This is a genomic window from Streptococcus sp. HF-2466 (assembly GCF_015594645.1).
In the GTDB taxonomy this organism is placed as follows: Bacteria; Bacillota; Bacilli; order Lactobacillales; family Streptococcaceae; genus Streptococcus; species Streptococcus anginosus.
This window is the reverse complement of sequence record NZ_JADNQU010000009.1, coordinates 65,144-86,944: the sequence shown is the minus strand read 5'-3', so window position 1 is coordinate 86,944 and position 21,801 is coordinate 65,144. Positions and strand designations below refer to the sequence as shown.

Annotated in this window: 18 protein-coding genes; 1 reads left to right on the top strand and 17 read right to left on the bottom strand. The window is 41.1% G+C overall.

What is annotated here, in order from left to right; all coding sequences use genetic code 11:
• Positions 1-5,582 (bottom strand): Spy0128 family protein (locus IYQ91_RS07895; RefSeq protein ID WP_195673540.1); only part of this gene is annotated, 5,582 nt, incomplete at its 3' end.
• Positions 5,583-5,847: 265 nt separating this feature from the next.
• Here IYQ91_RS07895 and IYQ91_RS07890 point away from each other — a divergent pair.
• Positions 5,848-6,471 (top strand): TetR/AcrR family transcriptional regulator, encoded by a 624-nt coding sequence (locus tag IYQ91_RS07890; RefSeq protein WP_022526405.1) that lies wholly within the window; start codon positions 5,848-5,850, stop codon positions 6,469-6,471.
• Between the two features lie 105 nt (positions 6,472-6,576).
• On the opposite strand, the gene IYQ91_RS07885 is transcribed toward IYQ91_RS07890, so the two are convergent.
• From IYQ91_RS07885 to IYQ91_RS07810, 16 genes are all read right to left on the bottom strand, one after another.
• A complete protein-coding gene (locus tag IYQ91_RS07885) occupies positions 6,577-8,154 on the bottom strand; it encodes an ABC1 kinase family protein (RefSeq protein WP_195673539.1) in 1,578 nt (525 codons plus the stop codon).
• A gap of 108 nt (positions 8,155-8,262) precedes the next feature.
• The gene (locus IYQ91_RS07880) at positions 8,263-8,541 is read right to left on the bottom strand and encodes a phasin family protein (protein WP_106079424.1); all 279 of its coding nucleotides are present in this window, start codon (positions 8,539-8,541) and stop codon (positions 8,263-8,265) included.
• A 92-nt stretch (positions 8,542-8,633) separates the two neighbouring features.
• Positions 8,634-9,968 (bottom strand): Nramp family divalent metal transporter, encoded by a 1,335-nt coding sequence (locus IYQ91_RS07875; protein ID WP_229311748.1) that lies wholly within the window; start codon positions 9,966-9,968, stop codon positions 8,634-8,636.
• Between the two features lie 101 nt (positions 9,969-10,069).
• Positions 10,070-10,432: a DUF1304 domain-containing protein gene (locus IYQ91_RS07870; RefSeq protein ID WP_195673538.1), complete on the bottom strand. Its 363-nt coding sequence runs from the start codon at positions 10,430-10,432 to the stop codon at positions 10,070-10,072.
• Positions 10,433-10,444: 12 nt separating this feature from the next.
• The gene (locus IYQ91_RS07865) at positions 10,445-10,879 is read right to left on the bottom strand and encodes a MarR family winged helix-turn-helix transcriptional regulator (RefSeq protein ID WP_195673537.1); all 435 of its coding nucleotides are present in this window, start codon (positions 10,877-10,879) and stop codon (positions 10,445-10,447) included.
• A gap of 92 nt (positions 10,880-10,971) precedes the next feature.
• Positions 10,972-11,583, bottom strand: a complete 612-nt coding sequence (locus IYQ91_RS07860) for an HAD-IA family hydrolase (protein WP_084740599.1) — start codon at positions 11,581-11,583, stop codon at positions 10,972-10,974.
• Positions 11,580-12,857: an MATE family efflux transporter gene (locus IYQ91_RS07855; RefSeq protein WP_195673536.1), complete on the bottom strand. Its 1,278-nt coding sequence runs from the start codon at positions 12,855-12,857 to the stop codon at positions 11,580-11,582. Before IYQ91_RS07855 ends, IYQ91_RS07860 begins: the two co-directional genes overlap by 4 nt.
• A gap of 135 nt (positions 12,858-12,992) precedes the next feature.
• Positions 12,993-14,477: a threonine synthase gene (gene thrC, locus IYQ91_RS07850; protein ID WP_195673535.1), complete on the bottom strand. Its 1,485-nt coding sequence runs from the start codon at positions 14,475-14,477 to the stop codon at positions 12,993-12,995.
• A 171-nt stretch (positions 14,478-14,648) separates the two neighbouring features.
• A complete protein-coding gene (locus tag IYQ91_RS07845) occupies positions 14,649-15,272 on the bottom strand; it encodes a V-type ATP synthase subunit D (protein WP_020999427.1) in 624 nt (207 codons plus the stop codon).
• A 13-nt stretch (positions 15,273-15,285) separates the two neighbouring features.
• Positions 15,286-16,677 carry a V-type ATP synthase subunit B gene (locus IYQ91_RS07840; RefSeq protein WP_195673534.1) on the bottom strand — a complete coding sequence of 464 codons (1,392 nt, stop codon included), beginning with the start codon at positions 16,675-16,677 and terminating at the stop codon, positions 15,286-15,288.
• Complete coding sequence (locus IYQ91_RS07835; RefSeq protein ID WP_195673533.1) at positions 16,664-18,454, bottom strand: V-type ATP synthase subunit A; 1,791 nt, start codon at positions 18,452-18,454, stop codon at positions 16,664-16,666. The genes IYQ91_RS07840 and IYQ91_RS07835 overlap by 14 nt, the downstream gene beginning before the upstream one ends.
• Before the next feature lie 104 nt (positions 18,455-18,558).
• Positions 18,559-19,254: a GNAT family N-acetyltransferase gene (locus tag IYQ91_RS07830; RefSeq protein WP_195673532.1), complete on the bottom strand. Its 696-nt coding sequence runs from the start codon at positions 19,252-19,254 to the stop codon at positions 18,559-18,561.
• 7 nt (positions 19,255-19,261) lie between these two features.
• Positions 19,262-19,582: a V-type ATP synthase subunit F gene (locus tag IYQ91_RS07825; RefSeq protein WP_003028571.1), complete on the bottom strand. Its 321-nt coding sequence runs from the start codon at positions 19,580-19,582 to the stop codon at positions 19,262-19,264.
• Entirely contained in the window at positions 19,572-20,582 is a 1,011-nt protein-coding gene (locus tag IYQ91_RS07820) for a V-type ATPase subunit (protein WP_195673531.1), read from the bottom strand. Before IYQ91_RS07820 ends, IYQ91_RS07825 begins: the two co-directional genes overlap by 11 nt.
• Positions 20,583-20,593: 11 nt before the next feature.
• Complete coding sequence (locus IYQ91_RS07815; protein WP_195673530.1) at positions 20,594-21,184, bottom strand: hypothetical protein; 591 nt, start codon at positions 21,182-21,184, stop codon at positions 20,594-20,596.
• A gap of 46 nt (positions 21,185-21,230) precedes the next feature.
• Positions 21,231-21,710, bottom strand: coding sequence for a V-type ATP synthase subunit K (locus tag IYQ91_RS07810; protein ID WP_003032013.1), 480 nt, complete (start codon positions 21,708-21,710; stop codon positions 21,231-21,233).
• Positions 21,711-21,801: the final 91 nt, after the last annotated feature.

The window sequence follows — 21,801 nt, the reverse complement described above, 5'->3', positions numbered from 1 at the left end:
GCTTTCGTGTACTCAATGGTGTCGAAAGTGACACTACCGTCTTGAGCATTCTTCTTGCTTTGAGTAACTTTATCATCTTGGCCTTTCAATTCAAACTCAAACTCGCCATCTTTCAAAGCACGACCTGTCAAGGCTTTCTTAACAGAGAGTTGTGCGTTTGTTTTTGCAACGGAATAAGTGTTCTTGAAGGTCTGATCATCTTTTTCATAAGCAACTTTTGTTACTAAGCGGCCTTGACCATCGTCTGTAACAGTGACTGTCGCTTTGATCACTTTGGTGTCATATTTCACACCGCCGAGCTTCGTATCTTTTTCGATAATCGTGTATTGATATGTACCGACTGCTGTATAAGTTAGCGTCTTAAAGGTAATCTTACCGTCCTTATCATTTGTTGCCGTTTCAAGCACTTCGTCCTTGTCATTTTTCAGTTCAAAACTGAATTCACCGGCTTTAAGGTCACGACCAGTTAATTGTTTATTAGCTGAAAGCTGAGCAGTCGTTGAAGCAGCTTGATATTGGTTCGTAAAGGTTTGGTCATTCTGTTCATAGGCAACCTGTGCTACCAATTGACCTTGACCATTATCTGTTACGGTTACGGTTGCTTTAATCACTTTCTTATCATACGTTACACCGCCTAGTCTGGTGTTCTTTTCGGTGATGGTGTAATGATAAGTACCGGCTTTCGTGTACTCAATGGTGTCGAAAGTGACACTACCGTCTTGAGCATTCTTCTTGCTTTGAGTAACTTTATCATCTTGGCCTTTCAATTCAAACTCAAACTCGCCATCTTTCAAAGCACGACCTGTCAAGGCTTTCTTAACAGAGAGTTGTGCGTTTGTTTTTGCAGCGGAATAAGTGTTCTTGAAGGTCTGATCATCTTTTTCATAAGCAACTTTTGTTACTAAGCGGCCTTGACCATCGTCTGTAACAGTGACTGTCGCTTTGATCACTTTGGTGTCATATTTCACGCCACCGAGTTTCGTATCTTTTTCGGTGATGGTGTAGTGATAAGTACCCGCCTTAGTATACTCAATGGTATCGAAAGTGACGCTACCATCTTGTGCATTTGTCTTCGTTTGGCGAACTTGATCGTCTGTACCAGTCAGTTCAAATTCAAATTCCCCTTCTTTGAGGTTACGACCTTCTAATAGCTTCTTAGCAGAAAGAGTCGCAGTTGCTTTATCTGCTGAATAAGTATTCGTGAAGGTGTTTTGGTTGTTTTCATAAGCAACTGTTGCATGTAGTTGACCTTTACCATCATCCGTGACAGTGACTGTTGCTTTGATTACTTTGGTGTCATATTTCACACCACCTAAAGCACCAGCTTGTTCTTTAATGGTATAAGTATAAGTTCCAGCTGTTTTGAATGTCAACTCTTTGAATGAAATCTTACCATCTTTAGCGTTCTTAACGGTTTCCACCACTTTACCGTTTGGATCAATCAAGTCAAAGGCAAATTCATTCGCTTCTAGGTCGCGACCAGTTAGCACTTTGTTCGCTTCTAATGTCGCAGTTGTTTCCTTAGCAAGGTAAGTATTGCGGAAGATTGGATTAGCTGTATCATAAGATACTTGGGCAACTAACTGACCATTGCCATCATCAGTAACTTTGACAGTCGCTTTGATTTCTTTCTTATCATAGGTCACACCACCTAAGCCATTGTCTTTCTCTTTGATGGTGTAATGATAAGTGCCAACTTTTGTATAGTCAATCGCATCAAAAGTAACACGACCGTCTGCTGCATTTTTCTTCGTTTGACGAATGTTGTCATCAGATCCGACTAATTCAAATTCAAACTCTTGGTCGTTTAATGCACGACCTGTCAGTTCTTTGGTCACGCTTAGTTGTGCACTAACCTTTTGACTAGAGTATGTATTGTTGAAAGTTTGGTCATTGTTTTCATAGGTTACTTTTGAAACAAGCTGACCTTTACCATTATCAGTGACTTCAACTGTTACCTTGATGGTCTTGGTGTCGTAAGTCACACCACCCAATCCTGTGTTTTTCTCTGTAATGGTGTACTTGTGGGTACCAACAGTTTGATACTTGATTGCATCAAATTGAACCTTACCAGCTTTATCATTCTTCTTGGTTTGAAGAACGTCTGCCTTGCCGTCTTCTTTCAGTTCAAAGCTAAACTCGCCATCCTTCAAAGCACGTCCGGTTAATTTCTTCGTGACAGAGAAAGTAGCATCGGTACCTTTGGCAGTATATTTATTTGTAAAGCTTTGTTTAGAAATTTTATTCTTACCGCTCTCGTCAAAACCGAGGTAGACGATATTGTAAATCAATTGTCCATCCTCTTCCTGTTGAACACGAATGGTAACCTTAATTGGTTGTTTATCGTAGTCAACACCTAGAACCTTACCAGCTTTCTCTTTGATAAGGTAGTTGTAAAGACCAGTCTTGGTGAACTTAAGAGCTGTGAAAGGAATCGTACCATCCGCTTTATTTTTAGCTGTTTGAAGTAAACTATTATCTTTTCCATCATACAGCTCAAACTCAAACTCGTCATCTTGTAGATTGCGACCAGTTAAAGTTTTTGTCACTTGTAGTGGTACTGTGATTTCTTTTGGTGTGAACGTATTCTTAAAGGTCTTTTTACCACCGTCATAAGTCACGGTAGTACTTAGTTTCCCTTTACCATCATCCGTTACTTTAACTGTGACTTTGACTTCGCTCGAGTCATAAGTAACTCCTGTCAGACCATTATTTTTTTCTGTAATGGTGTAGTGGTACTCACCTGCCTTGTCGTAGTTAATAGCTTGGAACTGAACTTTTCCTTTGGCATCATTTTTAGCCGTTTGAAGAACATCTGGCTTACCATCTTCCTTCAACTCAAACTCAAACTCTTGCGCTTTCAGTTTGCGACCCGTTAACTCCTTGGTTACATCAAAGGTTGCAGAAGTAGCTTGAGTGGTGTAGGTGTTGTTGAAGGTAGTGTCGTTTTTTTCATAGACAATTTCAGAATGTAGTTTTCCTTTGCCGTCATCTGTAATTTTGACAGTAGCTTTTACTTCTTTCGGATCATAAGTAATGCCACCTAGACCGTTGTTTTTTTCTTTAATAGTATAATGGTATTCACCCGCCTTGTCATATTCAATTGTATCAAATTGGATTTTACCAGTGGCGGTATTTTTCTTCGTTTGGTGAATATGATCTTCCTTGCCAGTCAACTCAAACTCAAATTCGTCTTTTTGTAGCTGACGACCTGTCAGGACTTTATTCACTTCTAATCTAGCAAAAGTTTTTCCTGGAGTATAGCGATTCTCAAAAGTTGGATGTTTAGTCTCCTCACCAGCTTTCGAATAAGTGACCTTTGTAACTTCAAGTTTTCCTCCCTTATCTTCGACAGTTACAGTTGCCGAGATAAGATTCGGTTCATATTCAACTCCTGGAACATCACCAGCCTTTTCACTAATGGTATAATGATAGGTTCCTGCTTTAGTATATTTAAGCTCTTTGAATTGAACCTTACCATCAGCCGTATTTTTTACAGTTTCTAAAATCTTTTTATTTTGTTGTAGATCTTTGAGTTCAAATTCAAATTCACCTTCTTGAAGAGGACGACCTGTTAAAACTTTTTTCACCTCTAACTTAGCAGATGTTTTAACTGGAGTATAGCGATTATTGAAAGTTGGTTTTTTAATTTCTTCTCCATCTGTCATATAAGTCACTTTGCTAACTTCAAGTTTACCGGATTTCTCCTTGACTTCTACTGTTACCGTGATAAATTTTTGGTCATAGGTAACTCCTGGTGCAGAACCTTTGTTCTCTCGGATAAAATATTCATAAGTTCCTGCTTTAGTATATTCCAATGATTTGAAATTGACCTCACCATTGGCGTTATTTTTAACAGTTTGCAAGATTTTACCGACAGTTGGACTAACCTCAGTATTATCAACTAAATCAAACTCAAACTCTTGCGCTTTCAGTTTGCGACCAACGAGCTTCTTATTTACCTGTAAAGTCGCAGATACTTTTTGCCGTTTATTTGAAATATCTAAACTGTAAGACTTACTACTATTGAAATTTTCTGGTTTAACCTTAATTTCTTTGCCTGTTAACTGATAACCATCCGGCGCTTTGATTTCTTTAATAGTATAATTGTCTTTCAGCAAATTAGGAATCGTGACTTTTCCTGTACTATCCGTAGTGAAGTTTCCTACAACAGCACCATTCCGATCACGTGTTACTCTAAAGACTGCTCCTGCCAAAGATGATCCAGAGGTCTCATCTTTTTTATGCAAGGTTATAGAATAAACATAGCCTTCTGCACTTCCGCCCGCTTCTAGATAGGTCGTTTTGGCGATAGAGTCTATAATTTTTGTTTCACTGGACCAAAGAGATGCAATATTTTCAACGACTTCACCACTTTGTAATTTATAATTTGGCTTAGCTTTATATTTAATATGGTAGCCCTCACCTTTATTTATCTTCCCTAACTTAATAAAAAATTCTGACTCAGAGGGAAATTCTACTTTAAATTGACTTGTAACATTTTCTTTATCTTTTAAAACCCAACGATTATCTTCAATGACCCATTTCCCTTTGTAAATTTCAAAACTATTTTTATCATAAGAAACATTTGGTGTTTTTAAAATATCAGTTACTTTTGCATCCAGAACTTCTTTTCCTGACTGATTTACAGTGATATCATAAGTGATGGTATTGTCTGGTTTAAAATTGCCTACTTTTGCTAAATCTTTTTGGGTTGGCGGAGTTAAACCTCCAAATTCTGGTTCTCCTACTTTAACCACATTACGGTTAACCGTGATTTCGATTGGAACTTTTTTCTTTTCTTTCACAATATGATGATTGACGTAAGTATAAAAATAAAAGCTACCCGTAATATCTGATTTATTTTCTACATATTTAGTATAAATCAATTTCAGTGTTCGATTTGTCGTATCTACATTTGCACGTGCTACTACTTGACCATTTGGGTCTTTTATATCAAAATCAGGAATTGGTACTAAGACTAAATTTTCTGAGATTTTGAATGTTGTATAATCCCCTTCATGCACATCGTTATTTGGCAACTTAAACTGACCATCAATTTTAAATTGTTCCCATTGTTGCAACGGTTTGTCTAAAGGTTTTCCATTAGTATCAGTAATACTAAATTGCGTAATCGCATCTATTTCTTTTGCTGCCCTTTTAGTTTTAGGAGCTGCTTGGGTATCTTTAGTATCTTTAGCAGCAGGTGGAGCTCCTGGCTGAGTCTCACTCTTTTCCTCTACCTTACTAGCTTTTTGTGAAGATGTATCTTCTTTTACTTGGCTAGCATCAGAGCTTTCTTCTTTTGAGGTGCTTGGCTTATTTTCCTGCTCATTTGAATTAGCTTCCGCTTTATTCTCAGTAGCAGGCTGCTGCCCCTGACTAGAACTAGTATCTGCTGTCTTTTGCGTTGACTCAGTGGGAGACGTTGGCTGTTCAGTCGTTCCTGTTTTCGGGGATGACTGAGTTGTCACTGTAGAAGATTGATTCGACAATGTCTGAGCAACAGCACTAGCTGGTGATAAGATTGTTGAAGCCAGCAATAATGCAACCCCAACAAGATTCATCGCTTTTTTAATCATGACGATTTCCTTTCTATGGTTTTTCAGGACTTTGTACAAAAGTACAAAACTCCACTAATACCAGTATATCAACTACCTTATAGTCCTTTCAATCAAAATGCTCTATATTTTAGTTCTATTTCTTGACAAACTGTAAAGTTTTAAACACCCCATTGATATACAACAGGATATCTCGCAGGCGGTTTACAAAATGTAAACTTTTTTCAATGGTTTTGCTAGACTACATATATTTTTTAAATTAGAATATTTATAAGGAAGGAGCAAGATGGTACTTAATACGAGAGAAAAAATTCTAGAGGCTTTTTTTGAGCTTGCTATGGAACATCCAAATAAAATGCATTTTTCTTTAGCAGAAATTGCCAAAAAAGCTGGAATTTCAAGACAAGCCATTTATAAACGTCATTTCAATGGAAATCATGAAATTCTAGACTATATTCATAAAGAACTTGATGCTGAATTTCGAATGATTTTTCAAACTTATGATAAGAAAGTTTATCCTGATCCTTTTGTCTTTTTTGCAGAGGTAGTGATTCCTATCTTATACACCCACCGAAAACAAATCAGCTGTCTTTTTACAACAGCAGCAGATCCATATTGGAGGGAATTTTTACGAAATACCTATGGACAATGGATTGAACAACATATTACGATTGACTATCAAACATTAAACATTCCAAAAGAAAAGGCTGCTCAAGTTCTTGTTAGAGGAATTTTGATCTTTATCGAAATTTGGATTACCCAACCTGAACCTACCCCTCCTGAACAATTTGCAGAAACCTTTTTAAAGTTGATTCATTTCCCTCTCACAGACTATGTTTGTTTCAAGCAAACTTCCTCTAATGACAAACTGATCGTTACAAACAGTTTGGAAGATAAAGAAAGGGAGTGAAACCGAACTAATCTTGAAAATTCTTAGTTCATAGTCTCATCTCCCATAGCTCTTCTGAGCTTGAAAAACGGATGAAGAAGTAAGTTGTCACGCTCACTTTTTATGTTATTTTTTTGTGGAGCAGATGATAAGATAGAATAACCACACTAATACCAATCCTGCTAATGTTAACAGAAATTTTGCTAAAAACAGTATGTCTGGATTAAGGGTTAAAATCCCTCCTGTCAGTAATAAAGCTAGGAAGACAAGGCTTAGTACAAGACGATTGGCTAAGGATTCAATACGCCGAAATCGTTGATTGTAGTCAATTAAGTCATGGTTGACAACCAAGCGACCGTTCACCACTTGCTCCACAAGTTGGTGTAGTCGTCGCGGAATACTTTTTCCATGCCGTAGCAAGTAAAGTAGTTCGATTAAGAAAGAATCGTAACTCAAAGTCTGGTGCAAGATGTCTGATTTCATATTTTCGAGGAAATATTGCTTGGCTAAAGTCATCAGATTGATGTTAGGAGCTAACTCGCGAAAAAGTCCCTCAATTTGCAAGGCTGCTTTTTCTAAGATCGTCATCTGGGACGGTACTTGCAAATGATGACGCCTACAAATCGCTACTACGTCCTCAAACATATTTGTAATAGACAAGGAGCCTAACTCTAAATTGCCGTATTTGGTTAGCATGCGTTCAACGTCTTGCTCTAATTGCAATTTATTGATTGGTTCACTAGCAGTCGTAATGGTCAGAATGGCTTGTGTCATCGAGTCAATATCCTGTGTCGTAAAACTAGACAACATGTCGTTTAGAGACACACGAAAACCCGTTTCCAATTCCCCCATAATCCCAAAATCAATAAAATAAATCTTTCCTTCATAGATCAAAAGATTGCCCGGATGTGGATCACCATGAAAGAATCCGTCTTTAAAGACTTGCTTGATAAAGCTCAGCATGAGTTTCTGACCAATATCTGCCAAATCGTAGCCGGCTTCTTGTAAAAAAGCATATTGATTGATACGGACACCAGGAATGTATTCCTCGACAATCAAGTGCGGAGTAGTAAACTCTGGATAAACCTTAGGAACTCCCACACAAGGAATATCTTGATTATATTGGGCGAACTCATCCATGTACTTAGCTTCGTTGCGAAAGTCAATTTCGTTCAGCAATGTTGTCTGCAACTGTTGCAAAATCTTTGGTAAATCCACCATGGGCAGCAAATGTTTGGGAAAATGACGGGCTAAACGAACCAGAAGAGCAAGGTCTTCTGTAATTTGCTCTTGAATGTGCGGACGCTGAATTTTCAGTACTACTTCATCACCATTTAACAAAACAGCACGATGAGTTTGTGCCACGGAAGCGCTCGCCAAATGCTCTTGTGAAACATCTGAAAAGAGTTGCTCAATCGGACGCTTTAACTCATCTTCAATCGCAGCCATAACCGTTTCTTTGTCCAAAGGATTGACGTCATCTTGCAGCTTGCTCAATTCCTTGATATAGATTTCTGGCAATAAGTCACTACGGGTAGATAAAATTTGACCGATTTTTACAAAACTGGGTCCTAGTTGTTCAAAAACTTCTCGCAATTGCTTGGGAGCTTTTTTCTCGTCCAACGGTTTTTTTCGATCTTTCAGATTGGACCAGCCGACTGCACTAAAGGCTGTTAGAATCTCTCGTAAGCGTTTATTTGCCATAAGGTTATCCTCATTCTGCTTGTTATCATTATTTTTTCTTTCAAATCCTACTTTTAGTTTAGCAAAAAACGCAGCCTTTATAAAGTTGTGACTGCGTTATCAGGAAGATTATTCTTCTGTTTTTGAAAATCCTTTGAGTAGCTGATCTAGTTTATCTTCTAGTCGTTCAATATCTTGCTTGGTTGCATATACATTATCTATGTGTTCAACTTGACTTTCAGCGGTTTGTTCTTTTGCTTTGCGCTTTAATTCTGACTGAAGCTGCTTGCCTTCATCCACCGTCAAGCGACCTTTGGCAATCAATTCTTTGACAAATTCGGTAGCTTTATCATAGGTCATAGATGTCAATCCAATACCTGCCAGCAAAACTTTTTTCAATTCGTCCATTTTAACACCTCCATATATGCAAATCTTTCCTCTTTCATTATAGCGCTTTTAAGCCATTTATTCTAGAGAAAAATGAAATGATAGACAAATTTTTAAAACAGATCAACTACAAGTTTTACATTCAAAATGGTTAATAAAATAGAAACGGCATAAGCTAAGTAGGTATTCCATTTGCTGTTGACAAATTCGCCCATGAGCTTTTTATTAGAGGTGAAATACACGAGTGGAAAGATTGAAAATGGCAAGGCGACTGAAAGAAAGACTTGGGAATAGACCAAAAGATTGTCTAGCACTTGTTCTTTGTCTCCGTATAAAATAGCAACAATCACAACTGGCAAAAGAGCTAATAAGCGGGTTACCAAGCGGAGAAACCACGGTGGTAGCTTCATGTTTAAGAAGCCTTCCATCACAATTTGTCCCGTTAAAGTTCCTGTAATAGTTGAGTTTTGACCACTCGCTAACAAAGCGACTGCAAAGAGCGTTGAGAGGATCGGGCTAGCAATAGCTCCAGCAATTTGAGGGTCTTTTAAGGCGTTGTACATTGCAGAAAAAGCACCAATTTTATCCGCATGACCAAAGAATAAAGCTGCTCCTAAAATCAACAGCAAAGAATTAACCACAAAAGCCAAACTCAATTGAATATTCGAGTCCCACGTCATAAACCGTACAGCTTCATGTACAGATTGTTTAGCCTTGTAGTTAACTTTTCGCGTTTGGGCGATAGAAGAGTGCAAATACAAATTGTGCGGCATAACCGTTGCCCCTACAATGCCCAGTGCCAAGGTCAAAACGGACGTTCCATTTTTACTAGCCGTATGTTGATAAGCTGCCACGTTTGGCAAATATCCTGATAAAATATGATGAAGATTGGGCTTTGCAAGGATTACCAGATATAAGAAAATCAATAAAATAGTTAAAATCAGCGTTCCAACAATTGCTTCAATCTTACGAAAGCCCAATTTCATCAAAAAAAGCAACAAGAAAACATCAAAGACTGTAATCAAAATTGAAAATAACAAAGACCAACCAAATAGTAAATGAAGCGCAATCCCTGCACCGATGACTTCTGCCAAGTCCGTTGCCATTAAAGCCAACTCTGTAATAACCCAAAGGAGATAGCGAATTGGCTTTGACGTATGAGCCGCAATGGCTTGTGCCAAATCCATCCTTGTGACAATTCCTAATTTTCCCGCCATTTGTTGTAACTGCATAGCCATTACAGAAGAAACCAAGACAGCTGATAAGAGCAAATAACGATAAGTGGCACCACCTACAACACTTGTAATCCAATTTCCCGGATCCATATAACCAACGGCAACCAACATTCCCGGCCCTGAAAAAGCTAATAAAGTACGAAAGAAACCAGCGTTTTTAGGTGTTGCAATGCTTTGGTTAACTTCACTTAAGGAAACCTTTTTGTCTGACATTTCTATCATTCTTTCTATTGTAGAATTATTTCTACTATATATTATAGCACAAACTATTAACGGTGGTTAATTTATATTTTTATAATGGTTAATATTTGGTGCTATTTAAACAATAAAATGCTTAGAATAGCTAAAATCGCAGGTCCGCCCTGAGTCAAGATGATTTTCTTGTTAGCTGTGGCTGCACCATACGCTGCGACCCCGATAACAAACAAAACAAAAATGGTCACCATTTCTAAATTATGTGAAATATACAAGCTATATAGTAGGAAAAGAGCTAAAAAGGCATTGTAAATCCCTTGATTTTTAAACAAGGAAGTGACGGACGGGCGAGATAATTCTTCCTTTGTCATATTAAAGACTCGGCTGGTGCTGTCTGACTGGGTAGCGATACTTTCTAGATAAAAAATATAGAGGTGTTCCAGTGCGACAAGTGTAGCTAATATAGTAGTAATGAGTGACATAATTTTTTCTTTCTAATGTTTTTCCACGGTAATCTGATCTAAGCCAGATACAAGTTTTTCTAATAAAGTGCTCAGCGTCCTTTTCTCATCATTCGAGAGAACTTTTTCCATTTGCTTTTTAACATTTACATGATAACTCGGTGGATCATGCAAAAGCTGCCCTTTTGCATGATCTGTTACATCCACTAAGACTTCTCGTTGATTTTTGGGATTGCGGCTCCGTTGAACATAACCGCGCTCTTCTAAAAGTTTGAAATGCCGAGTTAAAGCCGCAGGATCGATTTTTAAGACCTCTTGCACAGCAACTTGACTGCATGGAGCATTGTCCAATAAAAAATCCAGTATCTCGTACCGCGTTAAGCTAATTTCTAATTTTTTCTCAAAGAGTTGCGTGATGGCTTGATCGGTTAAATGCAATTGATATAGCAGGTGATGAATGGCAACCATATATTCTCCTTCCTGGCTTTAATTGACTAGTCAATTATTGATAAATCAATTATAGACTATCAAAAAAAGAAAAGCAAATATTTTGCTCCCCTTTAACAGATTATCTGTTTAATCTCTAGTAAATGGTTGATTTCGTGATTAATGTTTGGTCGGTCATCGCAGAAATTGATTGATTGAATACCGCTGTTAAAGGCAACATCTACATCCAACGTCCGGTCGCCGATATAGTAAGTGCTTGTCTTATCCAGCTGGTATTTCTCTACGAGATAGTTCACACCTTCTGGGTCGGGCTTCCTTGCAAATCCATTAGCAGTAGTTACAATTTCTGTGAAATAATCCAAAATCTCTAAATCCGCCAAAATTTGATAAGCATTTTTCCCTTTATGAGTATAGACAAACTGCTGAATATCTGCTTCCTGCGCCCAAGTAAGAATAGCCTTAGCACCATCCATGAGCTGAATGTGAGCATTTTTCTCTTGCAAACTTTGACCTCGAAAGCGGTTCATCTCTTCAGCATCTAAACCTTTTTCTGTTGCGACTTTTTCCAGTAATTTCTGAACAGAATGTTGCAAGATATAAGCATGGATAGCTGGTCTGTCAAAATCCAAGCCATAGTGCATATAGGTTTCCTCAAGCCCCGCCAAAATCGCATCATAAGAGTCCAGCAAGGTTCCGTCCAAATCCCAAATAAAAGCTCTTGTCATGTTTGACTCCTCATTTTTCGTTGATAGATGATTTGTAAAAAAATCCAGCGAAAGGTATTGTCCAAAAGGGTGGCTGTCCAAACTCCGGGCAAGCCCAATCCCAGAGTTACTCCCAGAAAGTAGCCCGCCACAATGCGAATCAGCCACATACCAACCGTCGTGGCATAAAAAGGTAACTTCGCATTGCCCAATCCTTGCCAAACAGCCGTGTAGATGACTGTTCCTGCTGTCATAGGCACACCCAAAAGTGAAAAAAGAATGACCGACAAGCTAGCTGTTACAGCGCCGCTATCCTTTGTATAAAGATGTGTTAGTGGCTGTCCAAGTGCAAAAATAAGCAGAGCCACCGCTAGCATGAGTCCAAGAGATAGCCAGTAGGTCTGCTTCGTCAGCTTTCTAACTGTTTGAAAATCTGCCTGTCCCACCGCATGAGCCACTAACATAACCGTTGCAGTAGCGACTCCAAAACCCGGCATATAGTTAAACTGAGTCAGAACCTCTCCAATAGCATTTCCCGCAACGGCATCTGTCCCGAACTTAACGATAATGGCAATAATCACCACATCTCCAGCCCGCATCATCAGCCGCTCTCCAGCAGCTGGCAGAGATAAACGCAACAAGTCCCAATCCAGCCTCCAACTCCAAGGCGCTAAAGGCAGAGACAATTCTTTCCATAAAATCAAAACGCCTACCAGACGGGCTAAAATGGTGCCCAGCGCCACTCCAACAATTCCCATGTGGAAAATAAAAATCGCAATACTAGAAAAAAAGACATTGAGCAGATTGCTTAAAAAGCTGATATACATAGGCATACAAGGATTGCTAGTTGCTCGAATCAAGGAGCCTAGCGTAGTCATCAGACCCAAAAGGAGAATCGTCCCCCCGATTAAAGCCAGATAAAGACCACCTGCATTGGCGACGACAGGCTCCGTTCCCAGCCAAGCTAATATCTGGCGTCCAAAAACAAGCGAGAAAAGCCCCAGAAACATACTCACAAGCATGGTGAGCTTAATGGCTTCACTAGTGTGATAAGCCAGATTGTCTCGGTCTCCTTCTCCCAAACTCTTGGAAATGAGACTGGTTACTGCTGCTCCCAGCGCAATAAAAATGGCTTGGTAAATCGTAACGATATTACCAGCAACCGAAACTCCTGAAATAGCCACGAGACCGAGACTCGCTACCAAATACGAGTCCACCATTCCCATTAGCATCTGCAAAAAGTTTTCGACCATGGCTGGTAGGGCAATATTTAAAATCTTTTTATAAGTAGTCATACATCATGAAACTCCTGCTTTTGATTATACACTTTTCTGCACTTTGCTGGCAATATTTTGTTTACACCCTGTTGCAATCTGAAAACACTCAGCTGGTAGCCAACTGAGTGTTTGTTACAAAAATTTATTAGATTATTAAAGTCCTAAATAGCTTTCTACTGCTGCCTGCATTTGGTCAGCAGCGACAGTCGTTTTATGGCGGACTTGTGCGTTTTCTAAGCCATCCACCGCTGGCGGAACTGCCACACCGGAAAGTTCATGTAACTTAGCCAATGCTTCAAAATCACTCAGGCCTGTCTGCCCAGTCACAGCTTCGACTGCTACTACTGGGAATTTATAAGGGCTAGCGGTTGAAGCGATGACTGTTTTGGTCTCATCACCTGTAGCTGTCCGGTATTTTTGATAAACAGCTGAAGCGACCGCTGTGTGCGGATCTTCAATGTAATCAGACGCTTCATAAACTCGTTTGATTTCAGCTGCTGTCTCAACTTCGGTGGCATATTCTGCCGCAAAGAGTTCTAAAATAGCTGGGTCAAAATCAGTCAACTCATACTGACCATGCTGATTGAGAGACTTCATCAAATCCGCTGTCTTTTCTGCACTATTTCCTAACAGGTGGAAAATCAAACGCTCTAAGTTTGAAGAAACTAAAATATCCATAGACGGACTAGAAGTTACCTTAAAGCTGCGCTTTTTGTCATAAACATGTGTCTTAAAGAAATCTGTTAGGACATTATTTTCATTAGAAGCACAAATCAACTTGCCCACCGGAAGACCGATTTGTTTAGCATAATAGGCTGCTAAGATATTGCCGAAGTTTCCAGTTGGAACAGCAAAATTAACTGCTTCGCCTGCCTGAATCTGACCAGCCTTAACCAACTGTGCATAGGCATAAACATAGTAAACAATCTGTGGCACCAAACGCCCGATATTCATAGAGTTGGCAGAAGAAAATTGCAACTTGTGCGCTGCTAGCCGCTCACGAAGAGCCGCGTCATTAAACATACGTTTAACATTGGTCTGGGCGTCATCAAAATTGCCCTCAATAGCCACCACATGAGTATTGTCCCCCGTCTGAGTGGTCATTTGCAGCTCCTGAACCTTGCTGACACCATCTTTAGGGTAAAAGACGATGATTTCCGTTCCTGGCACATCGGCAAAGCCTGCCATAGCTGCTTTTCCGGTATCACCAGAAGTCGCCGTCAAAATGACAATTTTATTTTTCAAACCATGCTTTTTCGCTGCTGTTGTCATCAAATGCGGGAGAATAGACAAAGCCATATCCTTGAAAGCAATCGTAGAACCATGGAATAGTTCCAAATTGTATTGCCCATTCAGTTTCACCAGAGGAGCAATCTCTGGCGTGTCAAACTTGCTGTCATAGGCATTGTTAATGCAGTTATCCAGCTCTTGATCTGTAAAATCATCTAAGAAAGCAGATAAAATCAATTTTGCAACTTCCTGATAGGAAGCGTCTTTGAGTTTAGTAAAATCCAGTTCCACCTGCGGATAAGAAATCGGCGTAAAGAGACCACCATCCGTTGCTAACCCCTGCAAAATAGCCTGACTGGCTGTCACCGTATTGTTTGCATCACGCGTTGATTGATAAACTAAAGTCATGAATTTTTGTCCCTTTCGTGTAGTCTGTTCTATTATAACATGATTTATCAGAAAATTCCCGCATTTTATGGGAAATGTGAGAGAGTGGAGTTGGAGATTTTTATTGTTTATATAGCTACCTCAAAAAAACAAACGGACGTGAGTTCATAGAATCCACCATCCGTTTTGTTTTTATTTCACCTTCATTACTCTCACTAGACTAGCGCGCTCGGCTTCTTCTAGCTTCATTTCGATATAATGAATGGTTTCTGTGAGATCTGGAATGGTTGCATACTCTAAGCCATTGACCCGACGGCGGGTCTTTTCAATCTCATCTGCCATCAGCTGGCAGCTCTTTTCAATCTCTGCTAAGTGCAGGAGGTCGGGCAATAAGTTGCCCATATCCTCAATCGTCTCATCCATCTGGCTGTTAGAAGCCACATAGCTATAAACCACATCTCCCTCATCATCACCATAAGGATTATCAATATGAGCATGCATTTTTGGCACCTGCACACTCATGATATTCTCCTGTTCGATATGGAGGTTGACTTCTCGCATAGGGACAGCAAAAATCTCTTCTACCATGAGGTCACTTTCCAAGGTTTTCGCCAATACAAAATCCTGCATGTGACCAACCAGAGCTGTTTCAACTTTTTGGCGAAGGCGGTTGTTTTCGCGAACAGCTTCAATGAAACGACGCATCAGTTCATCTCGCTTATCCTTGAGAAGTTTATGACCGCGAGTAGCTGTTTTCAGGCGCTCTTTCAGGTTGTTCAGCTCCATTCGGGTTGGTTTGACATTTAAACGAGCCATTCAGATCACCTCCCTAGGCTTGCTGTTTACTTTCTGGTAAATATTGATCAATCATGTCGTCCTTGATCCGCTTAAGCTCCGTCCGTGGCAAAACAGACAACAATTCCCAGCCTAAATCCAAACTTTCTTCAATCGTCCGATTGGTATAAAAACCTTGATTGATATATTCTTTTTCAAATCGATCGGTAAATTGAACATAGAGCTTGTCGGTGTCAGATAAGGCTGATTCTCCTAATATAACCGCTAATTCTTTGGCTTGTTTGCCTTGTGCATAAGCCGCAAAGAGCTGATTCATAGTTGCTGCATGGTCTCCCCGAGTCTTTCCCTCGCCAGAGCCCTTATCCTTAAGACGCGAAAGAGACGGCAGTACGTTAATCGGTGGACGATAACCGCTGTTGTAAAGGTCACGCGACAGGATAATCTGACCTTCGGTGATGTAACCTGTCAAATCAGGAATGGGGTGAGTGATGTCATCCTCAGGCATAGTGAGAATGGGAATCTGCGTCACTGAGCCTTTCTTCCCCACCAAGCGCCCCGCCCGTTCATAAAGGGTGGAAAGATTGGTATAGAGATAACCCGGATAACCACGGCGTCCCGGCACTTCTCGGCGAGCCGCAGATACTTCACGCAAGGCCTCGCAGTAGTTGGTCATATCTGTCATGATGACGAGAACGTGCATGTCCTTTTCATAAGCCAAGTATTCGGCAGCCGTCAAGGCAATCCGCGGTGTCGCAATCCGCTCAATAGCAGGATCATTGGCTAGGTTGATGAAGAGGATAGAGCGATCAATAGCTCCCGTTTCCCGCAAGTCGTTCATGAAAAATTCGGCTTCTTCAAAGGTTGTCCCCATAGCTGCAAAAACGACTGCAAAATTTTCTTCTGAATTGAGCACAGTAGCTTGACGAGCAATCTGGGCAGCCAATTCCTTGTGAGGCAGACCTGAACCAGAGAAAACTGGCAATTTTTGTCCCCGAACCAAAGTATTGAGGTGATCAATGGCTGAAATCCCAGTCTGGATAAACTCATCGGGATAATCTCGCGCGACCGGATTGATGGCTTGACCGTCAATATCCAAGTATTTTTCCGGCAAAATATCTGGTCCACCGTCAATAGGCTTGCCCATACCATTGAAAATCCGTCCTACCATATCTTCTGATACTGGCAATTCAAGCGGTCGACCAGTAAAACGCACCTTGGCTTTTTCTAGATTGATACCGCTGGAGCCTTCAAACAGTTGCACCATCGCCTTGTCTTCCTGCACTTCCAAGACCTGCCCCTGGCGCTTGGTTCCATCATGGAGCTGGATTTCCACCAGCTCATTAAAATGCACACCTTCGACTTGCTCCACAATCATCAAAGGACCAACAACTTCACTGACGGTACGGTATTCTTTAATCACGTTCATTGTCCGCTCCTCCTTGTGCAAGAATCTCATGCAAGTTTTCTCGAATAGCAGCATCCAAATTACAAATTGCATCCAGCTGCTCTTCTGGGATAAATTTAGAGCGAGCAATTCGATCTCGCAACTCCACAGTACCGTTCATGATTTCGGTAAAGTAGGCACCTAAATTCAAGGCACGATTGGCTTCCTCATCAAATGTTAAAATATTAGTGAGCAGAGTTACTTGTTTTTTAAAGGAAGTGTAGGTGTCAACCTCATCAAAAGCATTCTGCTGCAAGTAATCCTCACGAATCATTTTTGCTGTATTCATGGTGAGGCGATCCCTTTCAGACAGAGAATCCAGACCGACCAACCGCACGATTTCCTGTAGCTCACTCTCTTTTTGGAGAACGTTCATCGCCTTGGTCACTTTTTCCGACCAAGCCAACTGTTCATGCTGATTGATATATTGACCCACCTCGTCTAGATAAAGCGAGTAAGAGCTAAGCCAGTTAATCGCAGGGAAATGGCGACGTTGTGCCAACTGAGCGTCCAAGCCCCAGAAAACTTTGACAATCCGCAGAGTGTTTTGCGTGACTGGCTCAGAAATATCTCCACCCGGAGGGGAAACGGCACCGATTGCGGTAATACTTCCTTCACGATCACCTCTCCCTAAAGTTTTAACCCGACCAGCTCGTTCGTAATATTCAGCAATACGGCTGCCCAGATAGGCTGGATAGCCTTCGTCACCTGGCATTTCTTCCAAACGCCCTGACATTTCCCGCAGAGCTTCTGCCCAACGAGATGTTGAATCTGCCATGATAGCCACAGAATAGCCCATATCTCGGAAATATTCAGCAATCGTAATCCCTGTATAGATAGAAGCCTCACGCGCTGCAACTGGCATATTAGACGTATTGGCAATCAGAACAGTTCGTTGCATGATAGACTGACCAGTCGTTGGATCAATTAGCTCTGGAAATTCATTGAGCACATCGGTCATTTCATTGCCCCGCTCACCGCAACCCACATAAATCACGATATCCACATTGGCAAACTTAGCAACCTGATGCTGAACGACCGTCTTGCCTGCTCCAAAAGGACCTGGAACGGCAGCCGCCCCGCCCTTGGTGACTGGGAAAAAGGTATCAATCACTCGTTGGCCCGTCACCAAAGGCTCCTCTGGAATCAGCTTTTGAGCAAATGGGCGACCTCGGCGAACCGGCCACTTCTGCATAAGACTGCCGACAAAGACGGAGCCGTCTGCCTGTGCAATCTCATAGACAGGCTGATCGACAGTATAGCTCCCCGCTTCTATCTTAGTCACACGACCGCTGACACCAATCGGCACTAGAATGCGGTGAGCTACTAATGTGGTTTCTTGAACCGTTCCCAGAATATCTCCAGCGGTCACCTCTGTTCCAATCTCCAGACAAGGCACAAAGTCCCACTTGGTCTCTCGATTCAGATGAGGCAGTTGCACTCCACGCACCAGGAAATCACTCTGCGTCACCGTTTGAAAGCGTGCCAAAGGCCGCTGAATTCCATCAAACATTTGCGAAATCAGCCCCGGCCCCAACTCGACCGACAACGGACTCCCCGTCGTTTCCACCGGCTCTCCTGGTCCAAGCCCAGAGGTTTCTTCATATACTTGAATGGAGGCCTCATCTCGACGCATCTCAATGATTTCCCCAATCAAGCCCAAATTGCCCACACGACAAATATCCTGAATATTCGCTTCCTGCATCCCAGAGGCGACCACCAAAGGACCTGAAACTTTTATAATCTTTCCTTGACTCACAATCTTCCTCCATTCTTTGGGAGATTTTTGCTTATTTTCTATTCTTGCCGTGAGCTTGAAATCTTTCTTAGTTATCTCTACAGCAAAAATTGATACTTCTTATTTTAAAAATCAGACAAAGCTTTTATTTGTTGCCCATTTTCATCGAAATTATCTGGGCTTAGCCATTTTTCTAAACGAATTTTAACCGCTGGCCAGTCCTTGTCAATCATGGCTAGCCAATCAGTGTCTCGGTTCCGCCCTTTATAAACAACCGCCTGACGAAAAGTGCCTTCGTAGATAAAACCAAGCCTTTCTGCTGCGTATCTTGAAGGTTGATTGAGTGCATCGCATTTCCACTCGTAGCGGCGATACTCCAGCTCCTCAAAAACATAGCGTGCCAACAGATATTGGGCTTCTGTCGCCAGTCTGGTTCGTTTCAACTGGGGCGAATAGGTCACAGACCCTACCTCAATGACACGGCTGCCCCGATCAATCCTCATTAAAGCAAAAGTACCTAATGCCTTGCCACTCTCCTTATCTACAATGGCATAGTAGAATCGATCCTGAGCTGCCAGCATCTGATCTAGCAAGACCGACCATTCTTCCTGACTTTGAACAGGATTTTGAAAGAGATAAGTCCACATGTCAGCAGGAGAATCCGGACCATAGACTTCATACAAATCCGCCCCATGTTTGTCCTTGGACAGGCATTCAACGATAACATACCGTCCTTCTAGTCGCTCCATCTTGGGCAAATCTCCCGGTTTGAAATTCGGCAGGGCATCTCCAATGGGCTGGCCTAATTCATTTATTTTCATAAAAACCTCACAATATATCCTGTCCAACTGCTTTTTCTACGTTCTTACGAATACGTCTCTGTCCTAATCCTGTTACTCCTTTATGAGTCGGGATTAAGATAATCGCTGGCAACACTTGCTTATCATAGTAAGCCAGCGTTTCAGGGATTTCAGCAGCCATGTCTTCTGTCAAATAAATAATAGCAAAATCTTCTCGGCTCAGTCGTCGTAAAGTATTCACCACATCGGTCGCTTCGGTGACTGGAAAAGTCTGAAAACCAATCAGGCGAAAAGGCAGAATGGCATCGCGATTCCCCACCACACCAATTTTATAAGTTTTACTGGCCATAAATCGGTCTCATCCTTTCTTTGATGATCTCTACTGGAAGCTGGTTCGTCAAACCAGTCAAAATAAGTCGAAGATTCTTCACTTCCAACTCTTTTCCAAATAAATAACGAACCAGCAGAAGCGGACCACTTGTTTCAAATCGTCCTTGCTCTAAGAGTTTAAACTGAACCAAGTCTGCCAAATATTCCAGTTCAAGATTTGTCAACTTACCCGAACGCATTTTTTCTTCATAAGTGCTCAGTTCTGCGTCAAATTCCAATGGATTAACTTTGGAAAACCAGCCAGCAAGATCGCCTTTTTCAGCCAACTCAATCCACTCTACACTCGTCAAAGAGCCTTCATCTGATAACAACTGTGTCATGAAACTGTGCGGTTTTTGGTGCCGAATAGCTCGCTGCACCGTTACTGCATTATAAAAATCAATTGTCAACCGCACCAGTTGCTTGAGCCGCTCATCTTCAAATGCAGACTCCAAGCTTTTTAAGTGCTTGAAATAAGCCAGATCCATTCCAATTTCCAGAACGCGTACATCTTGATAATCTTGATATTCCGCCCAAGTCGCCGCCATTTCATCCGCCATCAATTTAGGACAATGTTCAGCAGAAAAGGTTGCAACCAAATGCTCCAAAATATCTAAAGGATAAGGTCCAACAGAAATCAACAGATGCTTTAAATTCAAACCTGTCGCCTTGTGCTTAAGCAATACCTTAAGATTGTGATAAGTATATTTGAGCGTAAAAAACTCCACCAAAGCAGATTCTGGACTAACTTCAAAAGCCCAAGCATACTCTGCAAACAAATGTTTCATGAGAAACCTCTCAATCGCATTTAAGTCTGTTAGTTGCTCATAATCCAGATTATAAACCGTTCCTTCCAAAGCTGCTGACCGACCTTCAGAAGTGAAAGTCCGCAACAACTGCTCGTATTGCGCTAAGCTTAAAAAGCTACTCTCATGAATGCTAATTTCTGTATTCACTTGAGCGAAGGTCTTTTCATTCATAGAACGCCTCCTTAGTCTGCTTCATCTTGGAAAATCGTCTGAGCAAGCTGATAACTCTCCTCCTGCCACAAAGAATCTACTAAATTGCGATAGAGGTAATTATAGTCAATATTGCCTCGCGAAAGGAGAAAACCTGCTTCTCCATTCACAGGAGAGGAAGCCAATCTTACGTGCGGATAGTGCTCTAATAATCGTTCCAATTGTCCAGCCGAATATTTAACCAATGTCCGTGAGCCAACTGTCAAAACAAGCTCTTCTTGCGGATACTTTTTTAAGACCTGCTCCAAGAAAGCCTGCTCCTGCTCGATCGACCAAGCCGTCATTTGCTCATAAGCCCCCGCAAATAATTCTTTCAAAATCCCTTCCTTAGTCGCCAAAGTAGACTGACGTTTTTCATTTTCAAGCTGCTGCACTTCACGCTGTACCTGACGATTGATCGCCTTTATTTCTTGCTCACGCTGTTGCAGTTTTTCTTGTTTCAACCGTGCTTCTTGCTCTTTAGCTTCACGCTCAATAGACTCTTTAGCATCGGCTAATAACTGCCGCCCATTTTCATGCGCTTGCTCCAAAACCGAATCCCTCAAATGAGATTCAAATTCCATATCTGCCTCCTTCTATGAAATCTTGTTTCAAGACATTGAACCTGTCTCATTTTACATTCAAAACCATCAAAAGAGATACAACAAAGGCAAGGATAGCATAAGTTTCTACCATGGCAGCAAGGATAACCCCTTTCATGACATCTTCAGGTCGCTTTGCCAAAATCTGCATGCCAGCGGTTGCTACATTTCCTTGGTATTTAGCAGAATAATAACCAACGATTCCGATTGGAAGTGCGGCAAAAAAGAGGGCTAGACCTGTTTGAAGAGCCATCTCAGGTTGAATTTTAAAGAAAATCAAAATCCCGATAACAAAACCATACAAACCTTGCGTACCTGGCAAAAGTTGCAAAATCAAAGCACTGACGAATTTCTCAGGTTGCTCTTTTAACAGGGCTGCCGCAGCCTGACCGGTCGCTCCGACATTACGCGCAGAGCCAATACCGCTGAGGAAAATCGCAAAAACCACACCGAGTGCTGCGAAAAAGGCACCACCGTAAGTTGAAAAATAAGATGAAAAAGCTTGCATGAATAAACTCCATTTCTAATAGTAAACATTATTTATTTGGTTATTTTGTCAATGACATAAAACTTCTAGCTGAGTTGCTAAAATAATTTAG

Bases quoted from the DNA above. Each gene is read 5' to 3' on its own strand.
- IYQ91_RS07890 (WP_022526405.1), top strand. From the start codon at position 5,848: ATGGTACTTAATACGAGAGAAAAAATTCTAGAGGCTTTTTTTGAGCTT.
- IYQ91_RS07885 (WP_195673539.1), bottom strand. From the start codon at position 8,154: ATGGCAAATAAACGCTTACGAGAGATTCTAACAGCCTTTAGTGCAGTC.
- IYQ91_RS07880 (WP_106079424.1), bottom strand. From the start codon at position 8,541: ATGGACGAATTGAAAAAAGTTTTGCTGGCAGGTATTGGATTGACATCT.
- IYQ91_RS07875 (WP_229311748.1), bottom strand. From the start codon at position 9,968: ATGTCAGACAAAAAGGTTTCCTTAAGTGAAGTTAACCAAAGCATTGCA.
- IYQ91_RS07870 (WP_195673538.1), bottom strand. From the start codon at position 10,432: ATGTCACTCATTACTACTATATTAGCTACACTTGTCGCACTGGAACAC.
- IYQ91_RS07865 (WP_195673537.1), bottom strand. From the start codon at position 10,879: ATGGTTGCCATTCATCACCTGCTATATCAATTGCATTTAACCGATCAA.
- IYQ91_RS07860 (WP_084740599.1), bottom strand. From the start codon at position 11,583: ATGACAAGAGCTTTTATTTGGGATTTGGACGGAACCTTGCTGGACTCT.
- IYQ91_RS07855 (WP_195673536.1), bottom strand. From the start codon at position 12,857: ATGACTACTTATAAAAAGATTTTAAATATTGCCCTACCAGCCATGGTC.
- thrC (WP_195673535.1), bottom strand. From the start codon at position 14,477: ATGACTTTAGTTTATCAATCAACGCGTGATGCAAACAATACGGTGACA.
- IYQ91_RS07845 (WP_020999427.1), bottom strand. From the start codon at position 15,272: ATGGCTCGTTTAAATGTCAAACCAACCCGAATGGAGCTGAACAACCTG.
- IYQ91_RS07840 (WP_195673534.1), bottom strand. From the start codon at position 16,677: ATGAACGTGATTAAAGAATACCGTACCGTCAGTGAAGTTGTTGGTCCT.
- IYQ91_RS07830 (WP_195673532.1), bottom strand. From the start codon at position 19,254: ATGAAAATAAATGAATTAGGCCAGCCCATTGGAGATGCCCTGCCGAAT.
- IYQ91_RS07825 (WP_003028571.1), bottom strand. From the start codon at position 19,582: ATGGCCAGTAAAACTTATAAAATTGGTGTGGTGGGGAATCGCGATGCC.
- IYQ91_RS07820 (WP_195673531.1), bottom strand. From the start codon at position 20,582: ATGAATGAAAAGACCTTCGCTCAAGTGAATACAGAAATTAGCATTCAT.
- IYQ91_RS07815 (WP_195673530.1), bottom strand. From the start codon at position 21,184: ATGGAATTTGAATCTCATTTGAGGGATTCGGTTTTGGAGCAAGCGCAT.
- IYQ91_RS07810 (WP_003032013.1), bottom strand. From the start codon at position 21,710: ATGCAAGCTTTTTCATCTTATTTTTCAACTTACGGTGGTGCCTTTTTC.